The following is a 24487-nucleotide window of genomic DNA, read 5'->3' as shown; positions in this document are numbered from 1 at the left end:
TCAGCTGAGCTTCATCGAAAGCTCGATATCCCCGGGGAAGGGAAGGGAGAGGTAGCGGTCTTTCGCGGCTCGGATGTGCACCAGATATTCGGGGCACATTTTCGCATCGTCGGCGAGGATCAACGCTCCCGTTCGCAGCCGCGGTTCGACGAGGTCGAAGATGTCGGCGTAGAGCGCCTTGGCACCGTCCAACAAAAGCAAGTCGACCGTTTCGGGCAGATCGCTGGCCAGCGTCTTCATGGCATCGCCAGCGCGGATCTTGACCAGATCGGCCAGGCCGGCTTCTTCAAGGTTTTGCTGTGCCCGCACGATCTTGCCGGGTTCGAATTCACTGGAGATCAACCGCCCGCCGCCGTTGTCGCGCAACCCCGCGGCAAGATAGAGGCTCGATATTCCAAACGAGGTGCCGAACTCGACAACCGTGCGAGCGCCGGTAGCGCGGACCAGCATATAAAGCAGCTCACCTGTCTCGCGAGAGACGGGCAGCCAGAGGTCTTTCAGCCGACCATAGAGGTCGAGGTACTCGGTCTTGCTGGCGGTGAGGGCGATGCGCTCCTCCGTCGTGAACGATTTGATCGCCGGGCTCGTGGCCGCATGGGCCTCAGCGAACAGCCGGTCAAGCAGCGGTCCGAGAGTGGTTGTCGTGAGGGTGGACATCGGTGGCTCCAAAAGATGATATTGCGTTGGACATAGAAATACGATTAATTCGTCGCATTTTCTAATCGCATTGCTGGAGGACTCGATGGCGGAACGTGTAAAGCCCCGGATTTCCACGCGAAAACAGCCGAAGCAGAGCCGTTCGAACGAGCTCGTTTCGGCGATTCTGACGGCGGCTGTTCATGTTTTGGTGGAGGAAGGCGCACAGCGTTTCACCACGGCGCGGGTTGCGGAAAAGGCTGGGGTCAGTATCGGTTCGCTCTATCAGTATTTCCCGAACAAGGCCTCGATCCTCTTCCGGCTGCAAAGCGACGAATGGCGTGGCTCGACTGAGATGCTCAGTGAAATACTCACCGGCACCGCGCCGCCGAAGGACCGGCTGCGGCGCCTGGTGCATGTCTTCGTTCGCTCCGAATGCGAGGAGGCTCCTGTCCGTCGGGCGCTTGCCGATGCGGCGCCGCTCTACCGCGACGCCCCGGAGGCGCGCGAGATGCGCGCGGAGGGAGACCGGGTCTTCGACAGTTTCATTCTGATTTTGCTTACCGGTATACCCGACGGAGTGCGGGATATTGCCGGCGAACTGATCATCACGACACTGACCGCCGTCGGTAAGGAATTCTCAGAGACCCCGCGGACCGACGAGGAAATCGATGTCTACGCCGCAGCGATGGCGGACATGCTCTGTTCCTACGTCGATACACTTATAGGGGTCTGACAAGTAGGACGCCTCCGTCGGACCAAACTGAACCTTGCGCCGTACGAGCAGGATTTCGTCAATTGTAGCGGGTAACCCGCTTTCTTTGCGTGCAGACGGTGGAGATTACGGGCATAATGGGCGTCTCTGTGGGCGTCACGTATCCGTGGCGTCAACAAGCCCGCCGCACTCAGCTCTGTGGGATCTTCGATAAGAAATGTCGCCCGTTACCTTGCCGAGCAAGGTATGCGTATGTTCGGGCAGGCAAAGCGGAAACTTGTGCCGACTGCAAGTTGGCGCCGCCTTGGGTTTATGCGCCACCAAGCGATCAGCCTTACGAAAGTCCATCGGTAGACACGTGGTCGTCAAGGCCTTGGTGCGCCCCCAGCAACCGCGCGAACGTTTTGGCATTTCTGACAGCATTCCCGTCCCGGTCATTGTTGAAGTAGGCCCAGACAGCTTTTGCACCACTCTGTTTAACTCGATCAGCCCACACAAGAAGCTCCGCTTCCGTGTAGTCGTGTCGATACCATTGAGTGGTTCCATGAAAGCGAAGATAAATCTCGTCGGCCGTCTTCACCAACTCGTCTGGCAGTCTCGGCCCGCTGCATGAACAGAATATCACTCCCGCCGCCTGGAATTGCGCAAACGTATTATCGTTCCACCAGCTTTTATGGCGGAATTCCACGACGTTTCGTCGGTTTGGATCCATTTGGCACAGAATAGTTCGAAGTGACTCTGGGCTGTAACGTACGCTCGGAGGAAGTTGAAACAGAAAACAGCCCATTTGATTGCCCAGCAAATCCGCAATGTAGCCGAAGTCCCGAATGAGGCTCTCTGTGCCATCGAAGCGCCTGATGTGGGTAATGAGTTCACACACCTTGACGGTGTAGATGAAGTCCGACCTGGATTGGCGCACCCATGTTTTGACTGCCGCAACTGTTGGCCAGGAGTAGAACGGAGCGTTCAACTCCACCGTATCAAATTCGCCTTGGTAGACGGAAAACCACTGCTGTCGGGGCACGTCCGCAGGGTAGAACGCTCCCTGCCAATGCCAGTAATACCACCCGGAACAACCAATATGAACCGTTGCGCCGCGATCCTCTCGAGGCGCTGAACTATCGGACTGACTGGAGATCCGGAGTTGATGCATTTTCTCGGCGCGCAAAAGGTTTGACTGCCGCTGCTTCTCGCGACGTTCTGCTCGTCGCAATCTCCGACTCTCGATTTCCTCCAATGTACCTTCCCCTCAAAGCGCATGGTAGCAAGAAGTTCTGACGACGAGGATGTACTGCATAACCATTCAGCCCGTCGGCAGTTCCTTCACGTCAGCGCTTGGTGGAAGTATAGCTTAAAGCCCACTAGCTTGGGGCCGTCGGGAGCAGGATTGTCTTGGGCTGCCGGCCTCCCAGGTCGAGCGGCAAGGCCGCGGGCGAGCCGAGTTCCACCAACAAGGCCTGAGATGCGACATCGGGCCCCCGCACTAGCTCCCTTGTTTAGCCGGCGCTATCCGCTTACTCCCCGAAGCGAAAGTGCCGCCGTCATCCATCACGCTTTTGTCCGATATCGTACGGAAGTTTGGCAGTGTTTTTTTGTCGGAACCAACGTTTCGAGACCACGTTTTTGCGGCAGATCGCGTCGTACTGCCACCGACGCGGCCTTTCCATATGTCCCGCTGCCCCCGGCGGCCTTTTTTCTGGAACGAATGGTGGGATCGATGAGGCGAGAACGGGAAAGAATCGACAAAGCCACGGCGGGAAAAAAGGTTCGAGGAAACCCGCAGGATCGCAAAAGAAATCATTGCGGTTTCAGAGAGGGCAAAAAGGGAAAAGAGCGAGCGCCTGCTTAAGGCGCGCCTGGAAGCTCAGCGAGATGAGGGCCACGCCGAGAGGCTGCCACTGGGTCTATTGATCTCGGCTAAATTGGTAGACAGGCGCAACGCGCCATCCGCCCTTGGGGGTGAGGCCCGGAAGGCGGCTGCCAGCGGCCTTATCCTCTTCGGGAGCTCGTTGCAGGCGCCGACGATCTCTCCGGCGTTCAGCTTGCTCCGTTCCCCTGTTGTAGAAGAACGACAGGGAGGCAACGTAGGCCGACATTGATCTCGTCCTGGTTGCCTCAGGCACAGCGCGTGCTTGTTTCGAACTCCCCCAGAAGCAGACCGTGGGAATGCCGATCGGATCTTGTCAGCGAACAAGCGCAGCCCTTCAAACGTGCTGACGACGGCGATTGCGGCAGCAGCTATCGCGCTACCCTTCTTCGGGGCTTGCCAGTGGCGAGGTCTCCAGAGGAAGGCGCGCGCCAAGAGACGCACCGGCCAGGCGGGACTGCGCGCCAGCTATGGACGAGCATTGATAGGCTCCAGATTGAGGGAATGAAAAATGGCCCCCGCGAGGGAGCCATCGTAAATCTAATCGCCAATCGACGAGCCTGTGGCCTACCTGTTGATGGAGCCACCGATGATAGCGCCCAATGCGAAAGCGGCAGCTGGATACCAATGGCCGTCATTATACCGGCGGTACCCAGGGCGACGATCATGGTAGCCCCGATATCCACGATAGTAGCCGCGGCGGTCGCGATCGTGTTCGCGGTAGGAGTAGCGGTCGTGGTCGCGTCCCCGATAGGAGTAGCGATCGTTCCGATCGCGCCCATCATAGTAGTTTGGTCGACGGTGATCGTCACGGACCTGAACCACATCAGCATTTTGACCGGCCACGGAACGAACAGCCGGCATTGGAGCCGCGGAGACCGGCGTCAAAGTCGTTGCCCCGACGCAAACGGCGACCATAGCGGTGCAAACTGCTTTCATCACATTCATTTTCATTTCCTTCGCTTTACCTAGCGAGAGGTTTGGACCCTGCGCGGTTAACGCAGCGTGAACACCGCGTTCACCTAGGAAGCGACGCTAGGCGCTGGGTTGTCCTATTGAGTCGTGCGGGAAGTCTCCACCGGACGTCCGGGATGGTGAGGCAGCTGAAACATACCAGGCAATGCTCGTGCCCTACAGCTTGAAATCGTCCGCCGACGCCCTCTATGAACCGCGAACAGGAGGGCATGGAATGACTTATGATTGGAACGGCAGACGAACCCGGAGGAGCCGCCTAGTCAAGATCGCGCTGTCGTCCTTGGCGACAGCTAGTGTTTTAGTTTCGATCAGCCTCAAGGCTCTGGGCGTAGATGTTTACTGAGGGTTAGTGCCTTCCGGCGAGTGACGCTTTCATCCGGTCAGGCACAACGGCCACGACCGTACCACCCCTTGCGGCGGAAAGGCCCGGCAGGCGGACCACACGAGGAATACTGCCGGGTCTTTTTCAACGAATGGTTGGCTCGCTTAAGCCTATTAGAGGTCGTGCGAGCAAGGGCCTGTCATGTTTTTCTTGGTCAAGGCCGAATACGGTCGTTTTCCTGTAATGCTTAGAAGCCCGCCTTCACCCCGCGGCGGGCTTCCCTTCGCAGGACCGGAGGATGGATAAAGTCAAATTTTGTTTATTTGTTTGGCCATAAAGACGCTTTGTGTTCATAATTTTGAACATTGATTGTTGGGCAGGGCGAGGACGGCACAATGCATCGATCGTCCTGCAGGGCCTGTCTGATCGTTTTCCAGTTGAATAGGCCATTCTGGATTGGTGATGAAAGATCATGTTTGGGCATGCTCATTCCATTTATCTGAGGCACCAGTGCCGAGGGCGAGCGGGATAGTGGGCAGGCAAGGCATGTATCGGAATAGAGATAATTTGGCAGTCGTGCTTGCTCCCGTACCCCGAATAAATCCCTTGAAATAAGATATGTAAACAGACCATCCTTCCTTCAATGATCTTTTCGCAGCTCAATAAGCTTGACTTTTTTGAATTAGCGGGATATGAAAACGTATCATCCAAGACGCAATGATAGGTTTAGAGATCAAATGAGGGCTGAGTCAGAGGCTTTGCTGGCGATCGGTCGACTGTTGAAGACGGCGCGTAAAAACTTGGGGCTCACTCAAGAGCACGTTGCCGACTTGGCAGGCATATCACGTCCTCGCTATCGCGAGATCGAGGCTGGAAGCACCGCTGCTCGCACAACGACCTTGATCAACATTTCGCGGGCGCTCGGTCTCGAACTGATGCTCATCCCGCAGGCTGTGGTCCCGGCGGTTGATGCCCTGCTGCTGCCCGATGGTGCTGAAGAAGACCTTCCTGCTTTCGTGGTCAGCGCCGACGGTGAAGCAAATGGCTGAGGTTCCTCTCCATCCAAGATCCATTTCGTCACTTGAAGTGCTGCTAAATAACCTGAAGGTCGGCACGATTGTGAGAACGCCCGGCCACTTCAACGCGTTCAGCTTCGAGGATAGCTATCGCGCAACGGGCGGCTTTCCAGTGCTCAGCCTGTCTTTCCGCGCAGCGACCGGCGGCCTGCGGAAGGATCCCAAGCCTGTTGCCAGAGCGTTGCCGGCGTTCTTTGCCAATCTTCTTCCCGAGGACAAGCTGCGCGAGGCGATGGAAAAGCACCACGCTAGCGCTGTTCGCGCCGGAAACGACTTTGATCTGCTGGTTGCACTCGGGTCGGATCTGCCGGGTGCCGTCCGCGTTGTGCCAGGCGACGGAACGGTTGCTCGCGTCGACGATCCGTCACCTCTCAAACCAAAGGCCCGCTTTTCGCTCGCCGGCGTGCAGATGAAGCTTTCCGTTATCAAGAACACCGGCAAGGGTGGCGGCCTGGCACTGCCGCTGGGAGATGAGCAGGGGTCTTACGTTGCCAAGTTTCCGTCGACGTCGTTTCCCGGGGTCTCGGAAAACGAATATGCGAATCTAGCTTTGGCCGAAGCTATCGGCATGGACGTGCCGGAACGTGAGCTTGTCGAGCAATCGGAATTCGAAGGGATCCCGGAGGAATTCAAGACGCTATCGGACGGTAAAGTCCTGCTCGTCAAACGCTTCGATCGTGGCGCGGGTGCCGAACGAATTCATATCGAGGATTTCGCTCAGGTGTTTGGCATCTATCCCTCGCGCAAATACGAAGGTGCCGCCTATCACGATATCGCCGCTGCTCTCGGCATCGCCGTATCGTCTGCGGCGCCGATGGAATTCGTTCGCCGGCTGGCTTTGGCCGCCATCACCGGCAATGGCGACATGCATCTCAAGAACTGGTCATTGATCTATCGCGAGGCGGGCGACAAACCGCAACTCGCGCCCGTTTACGACGTACTCTCGACGATTCCCTATATCCCGGCGGATGCCATGGCGCTGTCGCTCGCCGGCGAGCGTTCCTTCAAGGCGATGAACGCTCAGCGGTGGAAAGTCTTCGCCAATCGTGCACGTTTGCCGGAAGCGGCGGTGCTCAAAGCGGTGGTTGATATCGTTGAACGCGTCAACGCGCTTTGGTGGTCACTGCCGGAGCGTGAGGTGGTTCCGGCAAAGGTTCTTGAACGAATCGATGCTCATGTAAAGCTAATGATGCCAATCCTCAGCACGTGCCTGGACTAGCTTGTCGTCTGTCCGAATGAGCTCGTGGCTCCATACCGCCGTTGGGCCGGCCACCGCACACCTAGGTCCATATTCGCCCGGTCGTGCATTTGTCCGCCAGACGTCGTACTTCGATCTGTTGGCGTAGCTTAGGCATCGATGTACCGATATCGTCTCCGGGTTCGTGCTTGGCAATCAGGTCAAGTCGGTCTGGCGTGGCGAGATCGAAGGCCGGGGCCTCGGCCTCGCGGTCGACGTCTGGGACGACGCGGGCAAGCCGGTGCGTGGCGAGAAGGGCGAACTGGCCTGCGCCAAAGCCTTTCTTTCCATGCCCGTTGGTTTTTGGAACGACGAGGATGGAGCGGAGTATTGCGCTGCTTTCGAACGCTTCGTCTCGTGCCATGCGACTTCGGTGAATGGACCGAACATGGTGGTCTGATCATCCATGGACGCTCGGATGCGCGCTCAATCCGGGCGGGTGCGCACTGGGACGCCGGAGATCTACAATCGGGTAGAACAACTCGATGAGGTCGCCGAGGCGACCTGCATCGGCCAGGATTGGAACGACGACGTATGCGCCATCCGCGTCGTCCGCCTGCACGGGCTTGGCGCTGGACGCCGACCTCGAAAAGAAGATCAAGACCAACATTCGAATGGGTGCGTCGCCACGCCACGTGCCGGCCGAGGCGATTCAGGTCGCCGACATTCCGCGCACTAAGTCCGGGAAAATCGTCGAACTCGCAGTGCGCGAGGTGGTCCATGGCCGGCCGGTCAAGAATAAGGAAGCGCTGGCCAATCCCGAAGCACTGGAGCTTTATGCAGGTCTGGATGCGCTGGAGGGCCTGCGGCCAGGGAGGCGGCACTTCAGGTGGAGTGGCGCGCCTGAGATCAAAGCGCAGGCGTCTCACATTACGGGAACAGGCCGCGCGTGGCCTTACCGACGCCGCGCGCGTCCGCGCGTCGCGATGCTGAAGGCTCCGATGGGCTTCCTTGTCTTTGGGCCTTTCTTGCCACATTACTTTTGCGACGCCAGCTCATTCTCCGTACTGTACAGTCACCAAATTGCCCGCCCTACAAATGCGACGGAAGCCTAACGATGAAGCAGATTTACACGACTTTGGGGCCAAGGCGCCGCGACGAACTCGGGATGATCCTCCCGCACGAGCATGTGTTTGCCGACCTCAGAACGCCTGACCAGCCCGGTTACGCAGAGGCGGAGATAGATGCGGTAGTCGCATTGATGGTCCCTCAGATTGAAGCGATAAAACGACAAGGCATAACGTTGCTCGTCGAGTGTACGACGGGGGGCGTTGGAAGACGTGCCGACATCGATCTTGCTGTGTCGAAGGCAGCCGATTTTCCGATAGTCGTCCCAACCGGCAACTATCGTGAACCGTGGATCCCCGCTTGGATATCAGAGGCTAGTGAGGGCGATCTTGAACAATGGATGGTTAGTGAGCTAACCGAAGGAATTGAGGACACTGGTGTGCTGGCGGGATGGATCAAGCTCAGCGCTGGCGACGACGGGATTTCGCCGCTCGAAGCCCGTATCCTGCGTGCAGCCGCAAGAGCATCCGTACGGACAAATGCGGTTATCGGCTCGCATACGATCCGGGGAAGAATTGCTTTGGAGCAGTTGGACATTCTTCAGTCAGAGGGCTGCTCACCAGAGCGCTTCATATCCATTCATACCCAAGAGGAGAAGGACTTCGGGCTTCACCGGGTGTTGGTCGACCGGGGTGCATGGATCGAATACGACCATGTCGGAAGAGCGCCCGACGACGAGTTGGTCTCAATGGTAATGCGCGCCGTTGACGCCGGGCTGGGAGAACATCTGCTCATAAGCCACGATCTCGGCTGGTATGATCCGGCGCAACCCGGTGGTGGAACCCCAAGACCTTACACCCACCTTGTCGATAGCCTTCTGCCATCGCTCAAAATCGCGGGCGTAAGCGAGGAGGCGATCCGGAAACTGACTGAAGCCAATCCCTTCGAGGCATTCGCGCGCTGAAGGGAGGCGATTTGACCTTCACCGAGAGGCGAATTGGTGACATTTGAGGTCAACGGTTCGTATCCGTTCAAGAGCAAGAGGCAAGATAGCCGATTGGCACAGGGGGCGATCCGGGTTTGTAAACTGCGTTCAGATCTGCGGTATGAACTCGTCCAAATACTGCATAGCGAAGGCGTCCACCGGGACAAGTATATAAGTGGACTTTCGAGAAGATCAGCCTAATGCGACGGGATCGTTAGAGACGCTCCGCGTGGGAGGTGATGCGTGCTAGGATCTCTTTCAGGCTGGGCCGGCCATGATAATAGAGCGCCGACGTCCGCTCATATGCGCGCTCGTAAAGCCCGAACGTCCCGGGGTCGGAAAGGCTGAAAGCGGGATTGCTGCCGATGTTCTGATTGTCAGCCTTCGGGAAGCGTCGGTCCTTGTGCGCGAGATAGGCTTCCGTACCGATGAAGTCTTGCACTTGCGGCTGGTCCAGTAGGCAGAAGACGTCGTAATAGTGCCGCAGGAAATTGGCGGGGAACTGTCCAGTTTCATGCTGCTTCCGATATTTGGTGGAAATGGTCTGGAGCTTCTCGACCAGTGTATAGCCGGGCTCGTAGCAGGGGACGGCCAGCGCGCGATTATCGATCAACTCGACGCGCGATGCCGCGTAATCATAGGCCCAGGAGCTGATATCCTTGTTGATATTGGGTGCCACCGTGTCGAAGCCGGCTTCGAGCAAAACGCCGTCCTTGAGATCCGATTTCGTGCCGGTCGTCTCGGGGTAGTAGAGGCGGATTCCGCCGCTGCGATAACTTTCATTGTCGAATTCGGTATCGCGCTCGATCTTCTGGACTCCGTCGATCGTGATCGTCTCAGCCAGCCAGTCATAGAAGGCCTTGCGGCTATCACGGTGCGCGGCCTTATCGTGGTTAGGGCCGGTTTTCACGTCCATTGCCTTCGGGGGCTCGATACGGATATCGATATCCTCCGAGAAGCGGTTGATGATGCGATATCCTTTCGAGAGCGAGGTACCGCCCTTGAGCTCGAACGCCATCTCAAGCTGCTGCAGGCCGTACAGGCAGTGCATGATCCAGTAGTCTTTCTCGACCAGCACCGGCTGCACCTTCATCTGGTCAGCGACGATGCGGAGCAGGGCTGCAAAATCCCTGTGCCTATGTAGGAAATCAGCTGACATGCGCATCCGCTGCGAGGGTGTTGAAGAACTTCCGCGTGCGCACCAGGCCGTATTCCTTGGCGGCACGGCTGAGGGCTGTGTGATTGCCTTGTAGGGCACGCTCTCTCACGCGGGCTAGCACCTGTTCGCGGTCTTCGGCCAGCTGGTCGAGATTGTTGACCAGATCGACCAGCAGGAATTCTTTGGTCAGGGTTTTGGGGAAGGCCGGTTTCTTGCGGAACTCGAACTCCCGTCCACCCAGCGTGAAGTTGCCGTGGCGCTTATGGTTGTAGACGACGATCTTGTTATAGAGCTGCGTGGCGCCGACACCCAGGCTGTTATAGGCATTGGGCGAGGTGACGAGGTAACGGTCGTCCTTCAGGAAGGCCTCGACGAGCGCGTCATCCTCGGCAGGAGCTTTGCCGAATGCAGTCTGCTTCGGCCGGTGATAGATGCCGGTCGATAGTTTAGTCACGTACCCTTCCGCCAGCAGCTGCTGCAGGTGCCGATCGACAGACGACGACCATTGGGCGAGGTCCTCCCGACGGTAGACCTTGCCGGACCGCAGATGCTTTTTCAGTTCCTGTAACTTCGTCATGGGATAGCTCCTGCACTCACTATAGCGAAATATGGGAGTGAATGCAATTTTTTCCAAATTTCATGCAAAATCGGGCGAGTCCGACAACATCTATTCCAGGCCAGATCATGAAGTCATAATGGAATATTTTCCGGAAATTTCCACTACTGGAACAGCGAAAACCCCGGAACTGCCTTGCCTTCCGGAAAGTCGTGGACAGCGACGACATGCCGTGCCCGCGTCAAGCCAACGTACAGCTTGGCACGCGCCTCTCCTTCCAATTGGCTCCTTGGGTCTTCCAGCTATGACATCATTTTTTCCGTCGGATAGATGACGACGCGGTCAAATCCGAGGCCTTTGGATCGTCCGAACGTGAGCGTCGGTAGATCGGCGGCGGCGACCTTGATGCTGGAACTCCATCGAAGCTGCACCGGTCGGCCTCCCTCCAGCGTGTGGGTGGGAGCGGGATTGCCTCAAGGTGGGGCCAATAGGCCGTTTGTCGCTACATCTGGAGGAGCGAGTGCCACAAGCTTTGTCAGAGACCTTATACTCTCCATCCGAAGATTTTTGAGCTGAAACGCCTTCAGCTCGAGCTCGCCACTGTGCTGACCGCGAGCGCTAACAGGACTCCCTTAAGGACAATATCTGGCGCCGCTAATACAATGTAGAAAGCTGAGTGGAAAGTGGACATCCTCTTTCTGCAAGTCGAGGGCAATGTGCCGCCGCAGAGGTGAATCCCATGTCGAATTGGTCGGTCCGCTGCTGCATTGTAACTTGGACGTCGTACAACATTCCCTCGCTACCTTGCATCGTCTTTCAACCAACCTTGGCCATCCACGTGGAGGCCATTTGAGGGAGGCAGTAGAAATGAGACGGACCACGCAATTATTGACAGCGGCTGTCGCGGTCGCGGGAAGCCTGCTGGCGAGTACGGCGACAATGCACGCGCAGGACACCGCCAAGAAGCCCAACATTCTCTTCATTATGGGCGACGACATCGGCTGGATGCAGCCGGGCATCTATCATAAAGGCTTGATGGTCGGCGAAACCCCGAACATCGATCGGATCGGCGAAGAAGGCGCAATGTTTACGACCTACTACGCCGAGCAGAGCTGCACGGCGGGACGCAACGCTTTCTTCACCGGGATGCACCCGCTTCGCACCGGTATGATCCCGCCCCAGCTGCCGGGTAGTCCGTCATATCTCAAACCGGGAACGCCGGCGCTCGCATGGTTCCTGCGCGACCTCGGCTACAACACTGGGGAGTTCGGCAAGAACCATCTTGGCGATCATACTGACGCCTTGCCGACCGCCCACGGCTTTCATGAGTTCTGGGGCTATCTCTATCACCTCGACGCCATGCAGGGTGTGAGCTTCCCTGATATCAACAGGACGCCGACCGAGCAGACCGTTGCCCCGCCGTGCAGGAATACGCCGATCCCGGGCCTCAAGGACGACCCCGCGGCTGTCGACCCGAAGACGACCTTGTGCCTGATGCCTCCGCGGCCGGTGCTGGCCTGCAAATCTTCAGACGGTACCGCCGCCAACCAGACCTGCTCGGACGAGGGGCCGCTGACGCTGGAGCGCTCGAAGACGGTCGACGAGGAAATATCGAGCCACGTCATCGATTTTCTCGATCGCAACGATCCCGAGAAAACCAACAAGCCGTTCTTCGTCTGGTACAATCCCGCCCGCATGCACATCACCACCGTGCTTCCGGACAAGTACCTCAATATGGTTGGCGAACCCGGTGGTAAGGACTGGGGCGTCAACGAAGCCGGCATGAAGCAGATGGACGACAACATCGGCTACGTCCTCAAGAAGCTCGAAGATATGGGAGAGCTCGACAATACGATCATCGCATTCACCACCGACAACGGAGCCGAGACGATCACCTTCCCCGACGGCGGCACGACGCCGTTCAAAGGCGGCAAGCTCTCGACATGGGAAGGCGGCATGCGCGCGCCGCTGGTCGTTCGCTGGCCCGGCCACATCAAACCTGGCACGGTCAAGAACGACATCTTCGCCTCGCTCGACTGGCTGCCGACCCTGGTCGACATCGCAGGCGGACACAAGGGCAACGAGCTGAAGGCCGAGATCGAGAAGGGCGCCTATCCCGGAATTGCCAAGACCACGCTCGATGGCGTCAACCAGCGGGCTTATCTCGAAGGGGACTCCGACAAGTCCGCCCGGGATACGTTCTTCTACTATTCCGGCAAGGATCCGTCGGCCGTTCGCTACAAGAACTGGAAGATGTATTTCGCAATGGTATCGGATGCCCCTACGGGCTTCCTTGCGGGCGTCCTTCCTTTCCACTGGACGCAGGTGGTCAACATCAAGCGTGATCCGTTCGAAACCTCGATAGGGGAGCAGGTAAAGACCCTTACAGGCATGGGCGGCGCGATCTCAGCTCCGGCGACTGCCTATGTGTACGACTGGAACATGCTGCCGATCGGCCAGGCGCTGTGGCTCAAGGAACTCCAGAGCTACATCGACTATCCGCCGATGCAGGACCCGGCCAGCTACAATCTGGAACAGGTCATCCAACAGGTTCAGGCGATGAAGCAACAGCATCACCCAAGCGAATAGCTCGGCTCGGAACCGATAACGGACGCCGCGGGTCGGCGTCCGTTACGTCTGCAATCATAAATGCTGGACTGACGGGAGGAGAATGACCCTCGATCGAATGCCGTTGTGGACATGGGTATCTCCGGCTGCCGCATGGGCGATCATGCTTCTGATGCTCCTCGCGGGGGGACGCGGTCTGGTGTCCATTGTTGCTGCAGCGGCCCTTCTCGTCACAGTCTCAGCCGCCGTATATCACGCCGAGGTTATCGCCCACCGCACGGGTGAGCCCCTTGGCACGCTCGTTCTCGCCGTATCGGTAACGATTATCGAAGTGGCACTCATCGTCTCGGTCATGATCTCGGCACCGGAGGAAAAAGCGGGCTTGGCTCGCGATACCGTGTTTGCTGCAGTCATGATAGTGATGAACGGCATTGTCGGTCTTTGCCTGCTGCTTGGAGGGATGCGTCACCATGAGCAGGGATTTCAACTCCAAGGAGCAAGTGCAGCGTTGGCAGTGCTGGCGGCGATGACGACCTTGACAATGGTTGTGCCGAACGTTGTGGCAAAGGCTGCCGGTCCAATGTTCACGACGCCTCAGTTGATATTTGCCGGTTCAGTCTCGTTGGTTCTCTACTGTGCATTCATCTTCGTTCAGACCGTCAGGCATCGCGACTATTTTGTTTCGGAGGAAGCGGAACAAACGAGCCCCGACACGCCCCCGTCGAACAGGCGGACGGTCAGCAGCGTTGCGTTGCTCCTTATATCCCTTGTCGCGGTTGTCGGACTGGCGAAGCTGCTGACGCCGACTGTGGAAGCGGCAATCGCTCGATTCGGGATGCCCAAGCCGGTTGTCGGCATTGTTATTGCTGCTGTAGTTTTGTTGCCGGAATGCGTCGCCGCCCTCAAGGCAGCTCGAGCCAATCAGCTACAGAACAGTCTCAACCTTGCCCTGGGATCAGTGCTCGCAGCCATTGGCCTCACAGTCCCGGTCGTCGCGTTTGTTTCCCTTTCCATAGGGCAGCCCTTGGCAATGGGCCTGGATGACAAGGATCGCGTCCTTCTGACGCTGACACTGTTCATCAGCGTCATCACGCTGGGGACTGGTCGAACTACGATTCTGCAGGGCGTAGTTCACCTGGTCATTTTTGGGGTGTTCCTGTTCTTTGCGGTCTCGCCCTGATCTCTGGTGGCGACCGGTCGGTGGGCGAGCCAATCGTGAACTACGACAACCTCTTCACACATCGAAATCCGACATGGCTGGTGGAGGTGTCCTCGGGTTCAGCATGGCGCGCGCTCGGCCGATAGCGCCGGCAATAGTTCGGTGCGCACAGATGGGAGCCACCTTTTAGAACGCGCCGTGCAATACGAATGTGGGGCTGAGCCGGGTCGTAGCTGGCATCAACGTCACCATTGCGCGGGTTTTGCGGAAGGCAGCACGATTTGGCGGCCGGTGTCGGATGGCGTATCGACCAATAGTCGGACGTCCACTCCCAGACGTTGCCGATCATGTCGTAGAGACCATAGCCATTGGCGGGGAACGAGCGCACGGGCGATGTTCGTTCCCTGCCTGCCGGCTTGGTCGTACGGGTTGGGAAGACCCCTTGCCATGTATTCGCCATGGAGACACCATCCGGCATCAGTTCGTTGCCCCAAGCAAACTCGACTCCATCCAGACCGCCGCGGGCGGCGAGTTCCCATTCCGCCTCGGTCGGAAGATCGGCGCCTGCCCAAGCTGCGTAGGCTTTTGCATCGCAATAGGCAACATGCACGACCGGGTGGTTCAGTTTCCCGCGCAGATCACCGAGCCCTCCAATCGGTCGGCGCCAGTTCGCGCCGAACTTGAACGTCCACCACTGCGAGATGTCCGGTCCGCTGACACGCTTAGGCTGGTGAAAGACGAGCGATCCCGGACGAAGCATCGCCGGCAACGCATCAGGATAGTCTCTCGGATCGGGAGCAATCTCGGCGAACGTCACATAGCCTGTCTCTCTGACGAATTCACCGAACTGACGATTTGTAACAGGGGCCTCGTCAATCCAGAAACCATCAACCTGTACGGGGTGAGCCGGCGCTTCTTCAGGATAGTGGTCGTTCGATCCCATGACGAACGTGCGACTTGGGATCCATACCATACCCATCCCATTGTGCGACGCCTTCGCATCGTCAAATGCCAATGTCATAGCGGTCTCCTTCCAACCCTGGTTCGTCGTAAATCACATTGCGGTTTGCGCCGCCGACGCCCGCACGATGCTCAACAAGATTGATCCTCTGCGGCGAAATGGAACCGCTCGCCCGCGGGCAGGTGGGTCTGAAGATCGGGCGCCTCGGGGACACCCGTTCCTCGACGGCGAGCCTTTTGTGGTGCGCGCGAGCTGGCGCGGTCGTATATCGACGGTCCTTCGGACTATTTCTCTGGTGTGAAAATCTGCTTCCAGTCGTCTTTCATGCTGATGACGGTCCAGCCGCTCGTCATGGCTTCGTCGTAAAGTTTCTGCGGGAAGGTTCCGACCTTGGTGTTGGGCAGACCCTTTGCGGGGCCGTAGGCGTATTCTCGGTCGGCATCGTCGTGCAGGACGAGCACGGAGAGGCGCGGACCGTCGCCCGCATCGGTATATTCGAGCATCTCCCTGTCACCCGTTGAGTTGCCGAACGCGATGATCGGCCGTCGGCCAATCATCAAATGGATGCCTTCGGGCTTGCCGGCATTGTTGTCGTTGAGGAGAAGCTTGGGCTCCTTGATCAGGAAGGGCTTGCCGTCCTTGCCGCTCTCATACTTCGTTGCTCCGGCGGTCCCCACGACCTGTTCGGGAGGTATCCCATAGGTGCCCTCGGAGTAGACGCGAACGAAGTCCTGGCCGCCGCCTGTGACAATGTAGGTCTTGTAGCCGTTGTCGCGCAGATAGGTGAGGACTTCCTTCATCGGCTGGTAGGTAAGTTCTGTGTACGGGCGCTTCCACCGCGGATCCTTTGCCGAAGCAATCCACTTGCCGGCCTCGGTCTGGAACTGTTCGACCGACATGCCCGAAAGCGTGGCTCCAAGTAGTTTTTCGAGATCGGCGAGCGGCAGTTTGGCGATCGCTTCACGGTTCCCGGTCAGCACAGTTTTGAAGGGCTCAACGTTCTTAAGCTTCGGTTTGGCCGCGACCAACGCCGGAACGCGCTCGAGACAATAGATCACCTGGCTGTACATCGGATGCTCGACCCACAGAGTGCCGTCCTGATCAAAGGTCGCAATCCGCTCTTCAGGCGGTACGAATGTCGGCTTGGTATTGTCCGTTGTCGCCTCCACGAACTCGACGATCGTCTTCTTCGTCACAGTTTCGTTCCACGACGGTAGGGGATCAGATTGCGCCTGCGCCGTGCCGAGCAGAAACAACACGTACAAAAAGCAAACGCCAGCGAGGCGCCCACAGAATGCGTGAATTGAATGCATTTCACATCCTCCTCTGTCTCCTGGAATTGCCCTCGCCACGAACTTGGTGGTCCGTGGCCGCAACGCTCGCAGCCTTAGCGCGGAAGCTCTAAGGTCCTTCGTAGTAGGTCGCGTCGTCCTGAAGAAGCTCGGGTTTCGTCAGCGCCGCTGCCTGCTTCTTCGTCCCCGGCAGGACCTCGAACCAGTTGTCAAACTCGACCATGGTCGACGCTAGCTGTGAAAGCACCTGAGTATTGCCGTCCAACTTTGCCTTTCCCGCCGCGACTTTGTCCGCCAGCCTGGCTGCGCCGATCATCACGTCCTCAAGCTCACGGCGGTCGATGGTGATTGTCAGGTCGGCATCGTCTGCCTGAAAGCCGGCGATCGTCGTCAGCGTCGCGTTGCTCATTTCGACAACGAACTTCTCGCCATTGTCGGGCGTCGACAGGTTGATCTTGAAGTGCATTCCTTCCGCCTTGCGGCTGTCCATCTGGATGCCGAGATAGTTGAGGAACTGCTCCGTGCCGGTGCCGCGCACGAAGTCCGCACTGCCGGCCTTTGCCGCCTTCACGGCGATGACGCCGTCGCGTAGTTCTTTCGCGCCGGCAAGGAAGCTGTGCCGAAGAGCGGTACTCTCGAACTGGTAACCCATCTGTTCGTAGGTGTCGGCAAGCAGATCTTTTGCGTCTTGATTGTTCGGTTCGGCGTAGACGAGCTTGTTCAGGATTTCGGTCGCAAGGCGATACTCTCCCTTGGCGTAAAGATCATGACCCTTGGCCATCACCTTGGAAGCGCCGCCCATCATTTCGATATAGAGCGGTGCTGAATCCTCGGGTGACAACGGCACCAGTGTCGCTGGGTTCAGATCCCAGAACCCGAGGTAGCGCTGGATGACGGCTCGGCTGTTGTGCTGGTAGGAGCCGTGATAGCCACGCGCGAACCACTGCGCCTGCAGGCTCTTTGGCGGCTCGTAGACGTTGTGGATCTGGTTGATGGTGACGCCCATGTTTGCCAAATGCAGAACCTGATTGTTCAGGTTCGCGTACATGTCGCGTTGCCCACGCATTACTTCGGTAATCCGCTCCTTGCCCCAGCGTGGCCAGCTATGGGACGCGAACATCACGTCGGCCTTGTTGCCGAACTCGTAGATCGCGTCATTGATGTACTGCGACCACGCCAGCGCATCCCGCACCGGAGCGCCACGCAGCGTCAGGATGTTGTGCAGGCTGCCGACCATGTTTTCGGCCGCCCAAAAGGCCTTGAGATCAGGAAACCAGGTGTTCATCTCCACTGGCGCTTCAGTGCCCGGCGTGTTTTGAAAGACCATCCTCAACCCGTCGATTGTCAGTTCCTGGATCGGCTGATCAATAGTGATCGTCGGTGGCAGGATGCCGACGTCTCCGTTGGCAACTGCCTTGCCGATCGACGCGTCGACATGTCCAAAAGGGCTCGGCGGCATAAGGTCGCCATAGGTATAAGTCTTCCGGCGGGTCATGACGTTACCGGCGTAGAGGTTTTCTGCGATCGCCTCGTTCATGAACCCTTTCGGGGCAATGATCTGAACTTTCCCGGCAGCAAGTGCGGCGTCATCGACAACGCCGCGAATGCCGCCGAAGTGGTCGGCATGGGAATGAGAGATAATCACGGCAACGACGGGTCGTTCGCCGAGCTTTTCGTTGACGAACTTGAGGGCAGCGCGTGCCGTTTCCTTGACCGTGAGCGGATCGATCACGATCCAACCGGTCTTGCCTTTGATGAACGATATGTTCGCGAGGTCGAAGCCGCGCACCTGATAGATGCCCGGGATGACCTCGAACAGGCCGTACTCCATGTTGAGCAATGCCTGACGCTGCAGCGACGGATGGATGCTGTCGAAGTCCTTTCCTTTCAACAGGAAGTCCCAGTTGTCCATGTTCCAAGCCACATCGCCTTTATCGTTCATGATTTTCCGGAACAGCGGCGCGGCGATGAAACCCCGTTCTGCTTCCTCGAAGTCACGCTTGTCGGCAAAGGGCAGAAGGCGCCGTTGCTGCTGCTGGGCCTCGATCGTGAACTGCGAGGGCATCTTTCCCTTCGGGCTGAAATGCTGCTGTTCCTGCGCAATCGACACGCCTCCCAGCGCGCCGGCGATAACTGCGCCGAGCACGGATGTCCAAAGTCTAGGCGAGCCGGGCATGTCTTTGTCCCCGTGGATGGAATTCCTGTTGATAGTTTTGGCATATGCGGATTGGAGCTTCTATTGCCCTTTGGGGAGGGCTGTCTGCGTTTACTCCTGCCGGGATGATTGGGGTGCCGCCAACCTCTCGCCGGCCTTCGTCCTCTCGGGCGTTGCGAGTATTCGGGGCTCCTGCGTCAGAACGGAAGCGGATAGAGCCAGTTCATCCAGGAGTAGGTGCGGATGCCTATGCGACGAAGTGCGGGCCAGCTGCCCTTCATGCCACCGGTATAAATGGCTGCCGCGCCCTGTGCGCCGATCGGAAACCTTGCCTGGTCCTCCGCGTCGAACACGATCTTCACGGCATATTGGTTCTGTGGCGTCTCCGGCGCCGCCGCCTGGAAGTTCGGCAGCGTACCGCTGGGAAGCAACTGACCCGACCCATTTGCTTTCCACACGGCCGCCACCTTCGCTGTAAAGATCTGGCCTGGATAAAGATCGAGCGCCACTTCCACCGGCTGCCCTTCGGCAACGAATTTCAAGCTCTCCTGGTCGTAGTTGGCGAGGAGATAACGATCCGCCTCGCATATAAACGAGGCAATCGCACCAATGCGAAACTCCCCAGCAACCATGCCAGGGCGAACTTGCAGGTTGACGATGCGTCCATCCTCGGGCGCTACCATGGTCGTATTTCCAAGGTAATAGCGGGCCACATCGAGCTGCGACTGTATCGCGGCTACGGTCGTGTTCACGCCCTGAATTTCTGATTCCGCCTTGATGCGCGCGCTCAGGGCAACAGCAATCGCTTCATCGTAGCCAGCTTGCGCAAGTTTTTGCTGCTCGATGGCCAATTGGACCTGGTCGGTGGCGACGACGCCGACTTTGCCCTGCTTCTGTTGCACGCGAACAAAGTAGTCCTGATAGTTTAGTGTGGCCTTCGCGTAGGCTTCTTTCTGGGCCGCGATATCGGTGTCGGCCCGTAGGGTTTTAACGTGCTGTTTCGAGGCATCCAGTTCCGCCTCGAGCTGCCTGACCTTGTCTTCATAGGGCTTGCGGTCGAACTGAAAGAGAAGTTCTCCCTTCTTTACAAGCACGTCGGGCTCGACGAGTAATGCGGTGACAAGCGTCGGCTCGGGGAGCCGCGGCACAAGCTGGATCGTGGGCTGAACCACCCTGGCATTGGCAGTGTAGGGGGTTGCGAACCGCAGTCCAATCAGGAAAATCAGGAGGACGTGCAGAAAAAAGAACGCTGACAAGATTGCCCAGGGGATGCTGAACTTCAGCCACTTGAATTTAAAGAACACCAGCCAGGCGACGAGGACGAATCCCAAGGTCAAAGTAATAGCGAACAGCATTGCGCAACTCCTTCAACCCGGCGAATGGCCGCCGGTTGTGCTCTGGCCTGGACTGGCGCTCTCGCGTTCATTGGGCGGCTTCGGTGTTGAAGTTTTGCCGGTAAGCCGGTCCAGGTCCTCCTGGACGTCCTTCGCTTCTTCTCGCGGAAAACGGCGGATGTCGACGACGTCGGTCGGCTTAAACGCCCAGATGAATGCCTGAACCCAAGGAACGGCAACGAGAAGGCCGGCATAGCCCATTATCTTTATCGCCTCGGCGTCCGGATGCTTTCGTGCGATGGCGATGCGGCCGGGCAATCCGGCAAACCACACGATGAAGGTCAAGCCGAGCAACACGCAGATGAACATGACAACAAACGTTGCGTAGTCCCAAAAAGTAAGTTCAAAGCCGAACATTGGCCGTCCCTCCGCCCGCGAATGGCATCTCCCTATCTATGTCAGCCTTCCGAGTAGCAGCATTTTGTCACGTCCCGGATCGAACGAATATTGCCCTTTGGGGAGGGCGCGTAGACCTCCCTAAAGGGCAATAGACAAAGCGCCGGCTTTCCAGCCACAAGGACAGCGGCTCCTGCGCGGGACAATTTGGCGTCCCCCAAGCCCGCATGAAAGAGTTTCAACAACTTCAGATCGGATCACGACATGATGCAAAAGGGGCTCATGCTAGTTGCCGCAGCGATGTTCGCTGCATTCCTGACATCCGCCGTCGCCAGCAGGGCCGACACCATAAGTTACGCGGACGCCGTGACCGCGCTCGCCAAGGAGTGCGGTGCAGACATCAAGAAGCACTGCAAGGGTGTCAATCTCGGTGGCGGAGAGATTGAGAGCTGCCTGGAACAAAATGGAGCCAAAGTCTCGCCGACGTGCACGTCAACGCTGTCCGGGGTCGTGGCCTCCATCAGAGAGCGCCAAGAGGCGCAGATGGCCTATAGCAAGGTCTGCCAGCACGACATGTCCCAGTTCTGCAACGGCGTCGTAGGAGACGGCAATATCCTCTCTTGCCTCATCGAGACCAGCCGCGTCGATGGCAGGAAATGTGACCAGGCAATAACCGACGCCGGATGGCGCTAGATCTCAGGGATAGGAGAGAAGAGAATGTTCATCGCCCGGATTCGCCTGCTGGCAACGGCCGGCCTTCTGCTTGCCCCGGTCTATTCCACCGCACAGGAGATCGACCATAAACAACTGATCACCACCTTGGGACGGCTCGACCAAGCTGCCCCGGCAGTCGATGTCGCCTTGCTGACCGAGGAGGTTACCGCCAACGCCGGAAAGGGTGTGGCGAATCTTCCGAACTGGCAGAACCTGTCGCGTCTGTCCCAGCTCATTGTCGAGATTGATTTCGAGAATAATTCCGTCGCCATCGAACCACAGTCCTATCGCACCATCGGGATGATCGCCGATGCACTGCATCATCCCAATCTCTCTCGATATAAATTTTTGGTGGTAGGGCACACGAGTTCGACGGGAGATGCCGCGCACAATCTCAAACTGAGCCAGGACCGCGCAAACGCCATAACCTACGCGCTTTCCACGACCTTCGCCGTCCCCCCGGATCGCCTCTATCCGATCGGCGTCGGCAAGGAATGGCCAATCGATGCCGGTCACCCGGCGGCGGCCGACAATCGACGCGTTCAACTGATCAATCTGGGATTGGTTCGATAGAATCGCGGCACAAATGCGTGGGCAAATCGCGGACACAACTGGGTGAAAAACATGCCCTCTGTCGGAGCTGACCAGCTTGCAAACATGATAAGTCACGCGGTTGCGCCGGCGTTCATGCTCAATGCGGTCGCCGCGATGATTGCAATTCTGGTCAATCGGATTTCCGCTGTTACAGAGCGGATCCGACGGCTTCGGGAGATCGACGAAGGCGATACTCGAGCGTGGCTGAAGAAGGAAATTTCCCAACTGCGACAGCGAGAACGTCTGTTGAACAATGCGCTGCACCTAGCAGTGCTTGCAGGAATCGGCGTGACCCTTCTGTTGCTCTTCGGGTTTGTCATCGCCTTTGTGGGATACCGCCACGAACCAGGAGCCGCCATCTTGTTTATGGCGGCCCTTTGCTTTCTGGCAGCGGCACTCTTCCGCCTCCTGCAGGACATCAGGCTTAGCCAGCGTGAGCACGACATTGGCAGCCGCACCCGCCAGCGCGCTGACGTCGGACCCTAGAAGTGCAAAGATAGTCCGAGGATCGGCCCTTGCTGGACGACGTCGAACACAAATCCGTCATTTTCATAGTTGACGCCGAGTGCGCGATATCCAGCAATGGCAGAAATGGTGTCGTTGAATTTATAGCCCAGGCCGAGGCCCACGTCCCAATCGACGTCAGCGCCGCCGCCGCCCACCAGCCCCCATCCGGTCACATATATTTCCGGCGTGAAGAAGTAGTTCCCGCGCAGGCCGACGACCGCGTCCACCCACGTCGCGCTGTCCTCGCGCTCGACGCCGCCCAGAAGTCCGCCATTGAAGGAGACGTCCGTGTCGACCGACCAGACTTTAATGCCGCCGACCACATCGAGGTGGCCGTTCTGGTCCTCGAGGACGGCATAACCGACGCCGAGAAGTCCTGCGAAGGTTTCCGACGTTACATCGACGCTACCGGCAAGGATACCGTTTGGCGTATGGGCGTCGGCCCCGAGTTTGACGTAGACAACGTCTCCAACGATGCTGAAGCGATCATATCTCGCTTCAGCTGTCGCCATGAAGGCGAAGTCCAGATTGTCGAGAACGTCGCTGAAGTCCGCGTCAATGTTGACCTGCGGGAGGCCGAATTGCCTTATGTCGCCGGAAATTCCGGCGGCCCAGAAATATGGCGCAACAGTGAACTCCCAGCCGCTTCGGGTCTCGACGGTCTTCGCCTCCGGCGTGAGCGGCGTCAGATCGGCTGCATTGCTTACAGTTGCGACAACGATACCGGCCAGCAGTGCGACCGCATGCAAGTGAATAGCCTTCATGAGAATTCTCCGAGCCCGTTCCCAGCCTGCTTCCGAGCAGACGGTGCAAGAGGTCGTGAATTCCGGCAAGCTGGAATCGCTACTCAGGGTCGAAGAACAGTCGCAATCGTCGAGATCTGTGGCCCGTCAGCCTCAGTCCCGGGTGTCTCTGCGATGTCGAGGGAGGGTCACGCCGCCTTCGCGGCGTAACCGAAGAAGCGGCGGTCAATAGCAGGGCGGGAAGGGATAGTAGCCGCACTGCTGATTGTTGTTGTAGTAGGAATTGTAGTAGTAGGGGCGCGCTGCCGCCGCTCCGATGGCTGCGCCTGCCACGACACCTGCGGCAACCGGAGCCCCCCGATACCAAGCGCCATGATAGACCGGCGCATGCCAGTAGTTGCCTCCCACGCGGTTGAAATTGGTTTCGCCGATATGCACATCGTTCCCTCGGAAGTCGCCTCCAGCGAAGTCTCCGCCACGGAAACCACCGCCACCGAAGCTGCCACCGCCGAAGCCACCACCGCCGCCGAAACTGCCGCCAAAATGATCGATGAAGAGGGCTGNACGTTGCTGCTTCAGGTTCCGCTTCTCCTCGGAAGTCGCCTCCAGCGAAGTCTCCGCCACGGAAACCACCGCCACCGAAGCTGCCACCGCCGAAGCCACCACCGCCGCCGAAACTGCCGCCAAAATGATCGATGAAGAGGGCTGCGGGGCCGGCCGCGCCACTCAGGCTTCCCTCAAGTACTGATATGTCGAATGTCAGCGTATTTCCGACGAGCTTCGGAGATTTCAGGGTGACRACCGCGTCGCTGACGTCGGAGCCGTCGCCCCCCAGCACGGACACCGTCGCATTCGGGGGATCGATGGCAAAATTGTTCTTGCCTTCGTCCCATTGCATGATGAACTGCTCGGTGGCGACGTGCCCTGCGGCGCGCACGGGCCGGTCAGCAAAGACGATCGAATTGGCCGAGACGCCGGTCAGAACGAGCTTGCCGTTTTCGATTTTGGCTCCGGCCGAATTGAGGACCGCCAGCGACGGCACCGGGCCTGNAGGGCTGCGGGGCCGGCCGCGCCACTCAGGCTTCCCTCAAGTACTGATATGTCGAATGTCAGCGTATTTCCGACGAGCTTCGGAGATTTCAGGGTGACAACTGCGTCGCTTACGTCGGAGCCGTCGCCGCCAAGGACGGATACGGTCGCATTCGGGGGATCGATGGCGAAATTGTTCTTGCCCTCGTCCCATTGCATGATGAACTGCTCGGTGGCGACATGTCCTGCAGCGCGCACGGGCCGGTCAGCAAAGACGATCGAATTGGCCGAGACGCCGGTCAGAACGAGCTTGCCGTTTTCGATTTTGGCTCCGGCCGAATTGAGGACCGCCAGCGACGGCACCGGGCCTGNCAAAGACGATCGAATTGGCCGAGACGCCGGTCAGAACGAGCTTGCCGTTTTCGATTTTGGCTCCGGCCGAATTGAGGACCGCCAGCGACGGCACCGGGCCTGTCGGCGTGATTTCGCCGATGGACTT

The 24487-nt window shown here is 58.3% G+C and carries 20 protein-coding genes and 3 pseudogenes; 10 read left to right on the top strand and 13 right to left on the bottom strand.

Annotated features, from left to right (window positions below):
* Window positions 1-657: an O-methyltransferase gene (locus ASC97_RS17480; RefSeq protein WP_057469628.1), complete on the bottom strand. Its 657-nt coding sequence runs from the start codon at window positions 655-657 to the stop codon at window positions 1-3.
* Between the two features lie 85 nt (window positions 658-742).
* Here ASC97_RS17480 and ASC97_RS17475 point away from each other — a divergent pair, with 85 nt between their 5' ends.
* Complete coding sequence (locus ASC97_RS17475; protein WP_057469627.1) at window positions 743-1372, top strand: TetR family transcriptional regulator; 630 nt, start codon at window positions 743-745, stop codon at window positions 1370-1372.
* Between the two features lie 313 nt (window positions 1373-1685).
* Here the strand turns inward: ASC97_RS17475 and ASC97_RS17470 are convergent, their stop codons facing one another.
* Complete coding sequence (locus ASC97_RS17470; protein WP_200959495.1) at window positions 1686-2504, bottom strand: DUF72 domain-containing protein; 819 nt, start codon at window positions 2502-2504, stop codon at window positions 1686-1688.
* Between the two features lie 1281 nt (window positions 2505-3785).
* Window positions 3786-4166: a hypothetical protein gene (locus tag ASC97_RS17465; RefSeq protein ID WP_057469625.1), complete on the bottom strand. Its 381-nt coding sequence runs from the start codon at window positions 4164-4166 to the stop codon at window positions 3786-3788.
* A gap of 1086 nt (window positions 4167-5252) precedes the next feature.
* On the opposite strand from ASC97_RS17465, the gene ASC97_RS17460 reads away from it, so the two are divergent.
* From ASC97_RS17460 to ASC97_RS17445, 4 genes and pseudogenes are all read left to right on the top strand, one after another.
* Window positions 5253-5564: a helix-turn-helix domain-containing protein gene (locus ASC97_RS17460; protein WP_057469624.1), complete on the top strand. Its 312-nt coding sequence runs from the start codon at window positions 5253-5255 to the stop codon at window positions 5562-5564.
* Complete coding sequence (locus ASC97_RS17455; RefSeq protein ID WP_057469623.1) at window positions 5557-6810, top strand: type II toxin-antitoxin system HipA family toxin; 1254 nt, start codon at window positions 5557-5559, stop codon at window positions 6808-6810. The genes ASC97_RS17460 and ASC97_RS17455 overlap by 8 nt, the downstream gene beginning before the upstream one ends.
* 142 nt (window positions 6811-6952) lie before the next feature.
* Window positions 6953-7628: pseudogene (locus ASC97_RS17450) on the top strand (acetoacetate--CoA ligase); the annotation flags it as partial.
* Window positions 7629-7885: 257 nt separating this feature from the next.
* Window positions 7886-8800 carry a phosphotriesterase family protein gene (locus tag ASC97_RS17445; protein WP_057469622.1) on the top strand — a complete coding sequence of 305 codons (915 nt, stop codon included), beginning with the start codon at window positions 7886-7888 and terminating at the stop codon, window positions 8798-8800.
* 235 nt (window positions 8801-9035) lie between these two features.
* On the opposite strand, the gene ASC97_RS17440 is transcribed toward ASC97_RS17445, so the two are convergent.
* Both ASC97_RS17440 and ASC97_RS17435 read right to left on the bottom strand, forming a co-directional pair.
* Complete coding sequence (locus tag ASC97_RS17440) at window positions 9036-9980, bottom strand: nucleotidyl transferase AbiEii/AbiGii toxin family protein (RefSeq protein ID WP_057469670.1); 945 nt, start codon at window positions 9978-9980, stop codon at window positions 9036-9038.
* Window positions 9970-10557, bottom strand: a complete 588-nt coding sequence (locus tag ASC97_RS17435) for a DUF6088 family protein (RefSeq protein WP_057469621.1) — start codon at window positions 10555-10557, stop codon at window positions 9970-9972. The genes ASC97_RS17440 and ASC97_RS17435 overlap by 11 nt, the downstream gene beginning before the upstream one ends.
* A gap of 846 nt (window positions 10558-11403) precedes the next feature.
* Here ASC97_RS17435 and ASC97_RS17430 point away from each other — a divergent pair.
* Window positions 11404-13125, top strand: coding sequence for an arylsulfatase (locus tag ASC97_RS17430; protein WP_057469620.1), 1722 nt, complete (start codon window positions 11404-11406; stop codon window positions 13123-13125).
* A gap of 82 nt (window positions 13126-13207) precedes the next feature.
* Window positions 13208-14284 carry a calcium:proton antiporter gene (locus tag ASC97_RS17425; protein WP_057469619.1) on the top strand — a complete coding sequence of 359 codons (1077 nt, stop codon included), beginning with the start codon at window positions 13208-13210 and terminating at the stop codon, window positions 14282-14284.
* A 40-nt stretch (window positions 14285-14324) separates the two neighbouring features.
* Here the strand turns inward: ASC97_RS17425 and ASC97_RS17420 are convergent, their stop codons facing one another.
* From ASC97_RS17420 to ASC97_RS17400, 5 genes are all read right to left on the bottom strand, one after another.
* Complete coding sequence (locus tag ASC97_RS17420) at window positions 14325-15284, bottom strand: formylglycine-generating enzyme family protein (RefSeq protein WP_057469618.1); 960 nt, start codon at window positions 15282-15284, stop codon at window positions 14325-14327.
* Window positions 15285-15508: 224 nt separating this feature from the next.
* On the bottom strand, window positions 15509-16420 hold the full coding sequence (locus ASC97_RS17415; protein WP_244481512.1) for an HAD family hydrolase: 912 nt from the start codon (window positions 16418-16420) through the stop codon (window positions 15509-15511).
* Window positions 16421-16625: 205 nt separating this feature from the next.
* Window positions 16626-18692, bottom strand: a complete 2067-nt coding sequence (locus tag ASC97_RS17410; RefSeq protein WP_057469616.1) for an alkyl/aryl-sulfatase — start codon at window positions 18690-18692, stop codon at window positions 16626-16628.
* Between the two features lie 176 nt (window positions 18693-18868).
* A complete protein-coding gene (locus ASC97_RS17405) occupies window positions 18869-20026 on the bottom strand; it encodes an HlyD family secretion protein (RefSeq protein WP_057469615.1) in 1158 nt (385 codons plus the stop codon).
* A gap of 12 nt (window positions 20027-20038) precedes the next feature.
* Entirely contained in the window at window positions 20039-20422 is a 384-nt protein-coding gene (locus ASC97_RS17400; RefSeq protein ID WP_057469614.1) for a superinfection immunity protein, read from the bottom strand.
* A 243-nt stretch (window positions 20423-20665) separates the two neighbouring features.
* Here ASC97_RS17400 and ASC97_RS17395 point away from each other — a divergent pair, with 243 nt between their 5' ends.
* From ASC97_RS17395 to ASC97_RS17385, 3 genes are read left to right on the top strand one after another with little or no spacing between them, the layout of a single operon-like run.
* On the top strand, window positions 20666-21094 hold the full coding sequence (locus ASC97_RS17395; RefSeq protein ID WP_057469613.1) for a cysteine rich repeat-containing protein: 429 nt from the start codon (window positions 20666-20668) through the stop codon (window positions 21092-21094).
* A 24-nt stretch (window positions 21095-21118) separates the two neighbouring features.
* On the top strand, window positions 21119-21688 hold the full coding sequence (locus ASC97_RS17390) for an OmpA family protein (RefSeq protein WP_057469612.1): 570 nt from the start codon (window positions 21119-21121) through the stop codon (window positions 21686-21688).
* 51 nt (window positions 21689-21739) lie between these two features.
* Window positions 21740-22195 carry a DUF2721 domain-containing protein gene (locus ASC97_RS17385; protein WP_057469611.1) on the top strand — a complete coding sequence of 152 codons (456 nt, stop codon included), beginning with the start codon at window positions 21740-21742 and terminating at the stop codon, window positions 22193-22195.
* Here the strand turns inward: ASC97_RS17385 and ASC97_RS17380 are convergent.
* The 3 genes and pseudogenes from ASC97_RS17380 to ASC97_RS36275 form a co-directional block, all read right to left on the bottom strand.
* On the bottom strand, window positions 22192-22980 hold the full coding sequence (locus ASC97_RS17380) for a hypothetical protein (RefSeq protein WP_057469610.1): 789 nt from the start codon (window positions 22978-22980) through the stop codon (window positions 22192-22194). The two genes, ASC97_RS17385 and ASC97_RS17380, sit on opposite strands and share 4 nt — an antisense overlap.
* Window positions 22981-23523: 543 nt before the next feature.
* Window positions 23524-24009, bottom strand: a pseudogene (locus ASC97_RS35375) (hypothetical protein); the annotation flags it as partial.
* Between the two features lies 1 nt (window position 24010).
* Window positions 24011-24359, bottom strand: a pseudogene (locus ASC97_RS36275) (hypothetical protein); the annotation flags it as partial.
* Between the last annotated feature and the right edge of the window lie 128 nt (window positions 24360-24487).

It is taken from the genome of Rhizobium sp. Root1203 (assembly GCF_001424945.1).
Classification (GTDB): Bacteria; Pseudomonadota; Alphaproteobacteria; order Rhizobiales; family Rhizobiaceae; genus Rhizobium.
This window is presented reverse-complemented; position numbering and strand designations above follow the sequence as displayed.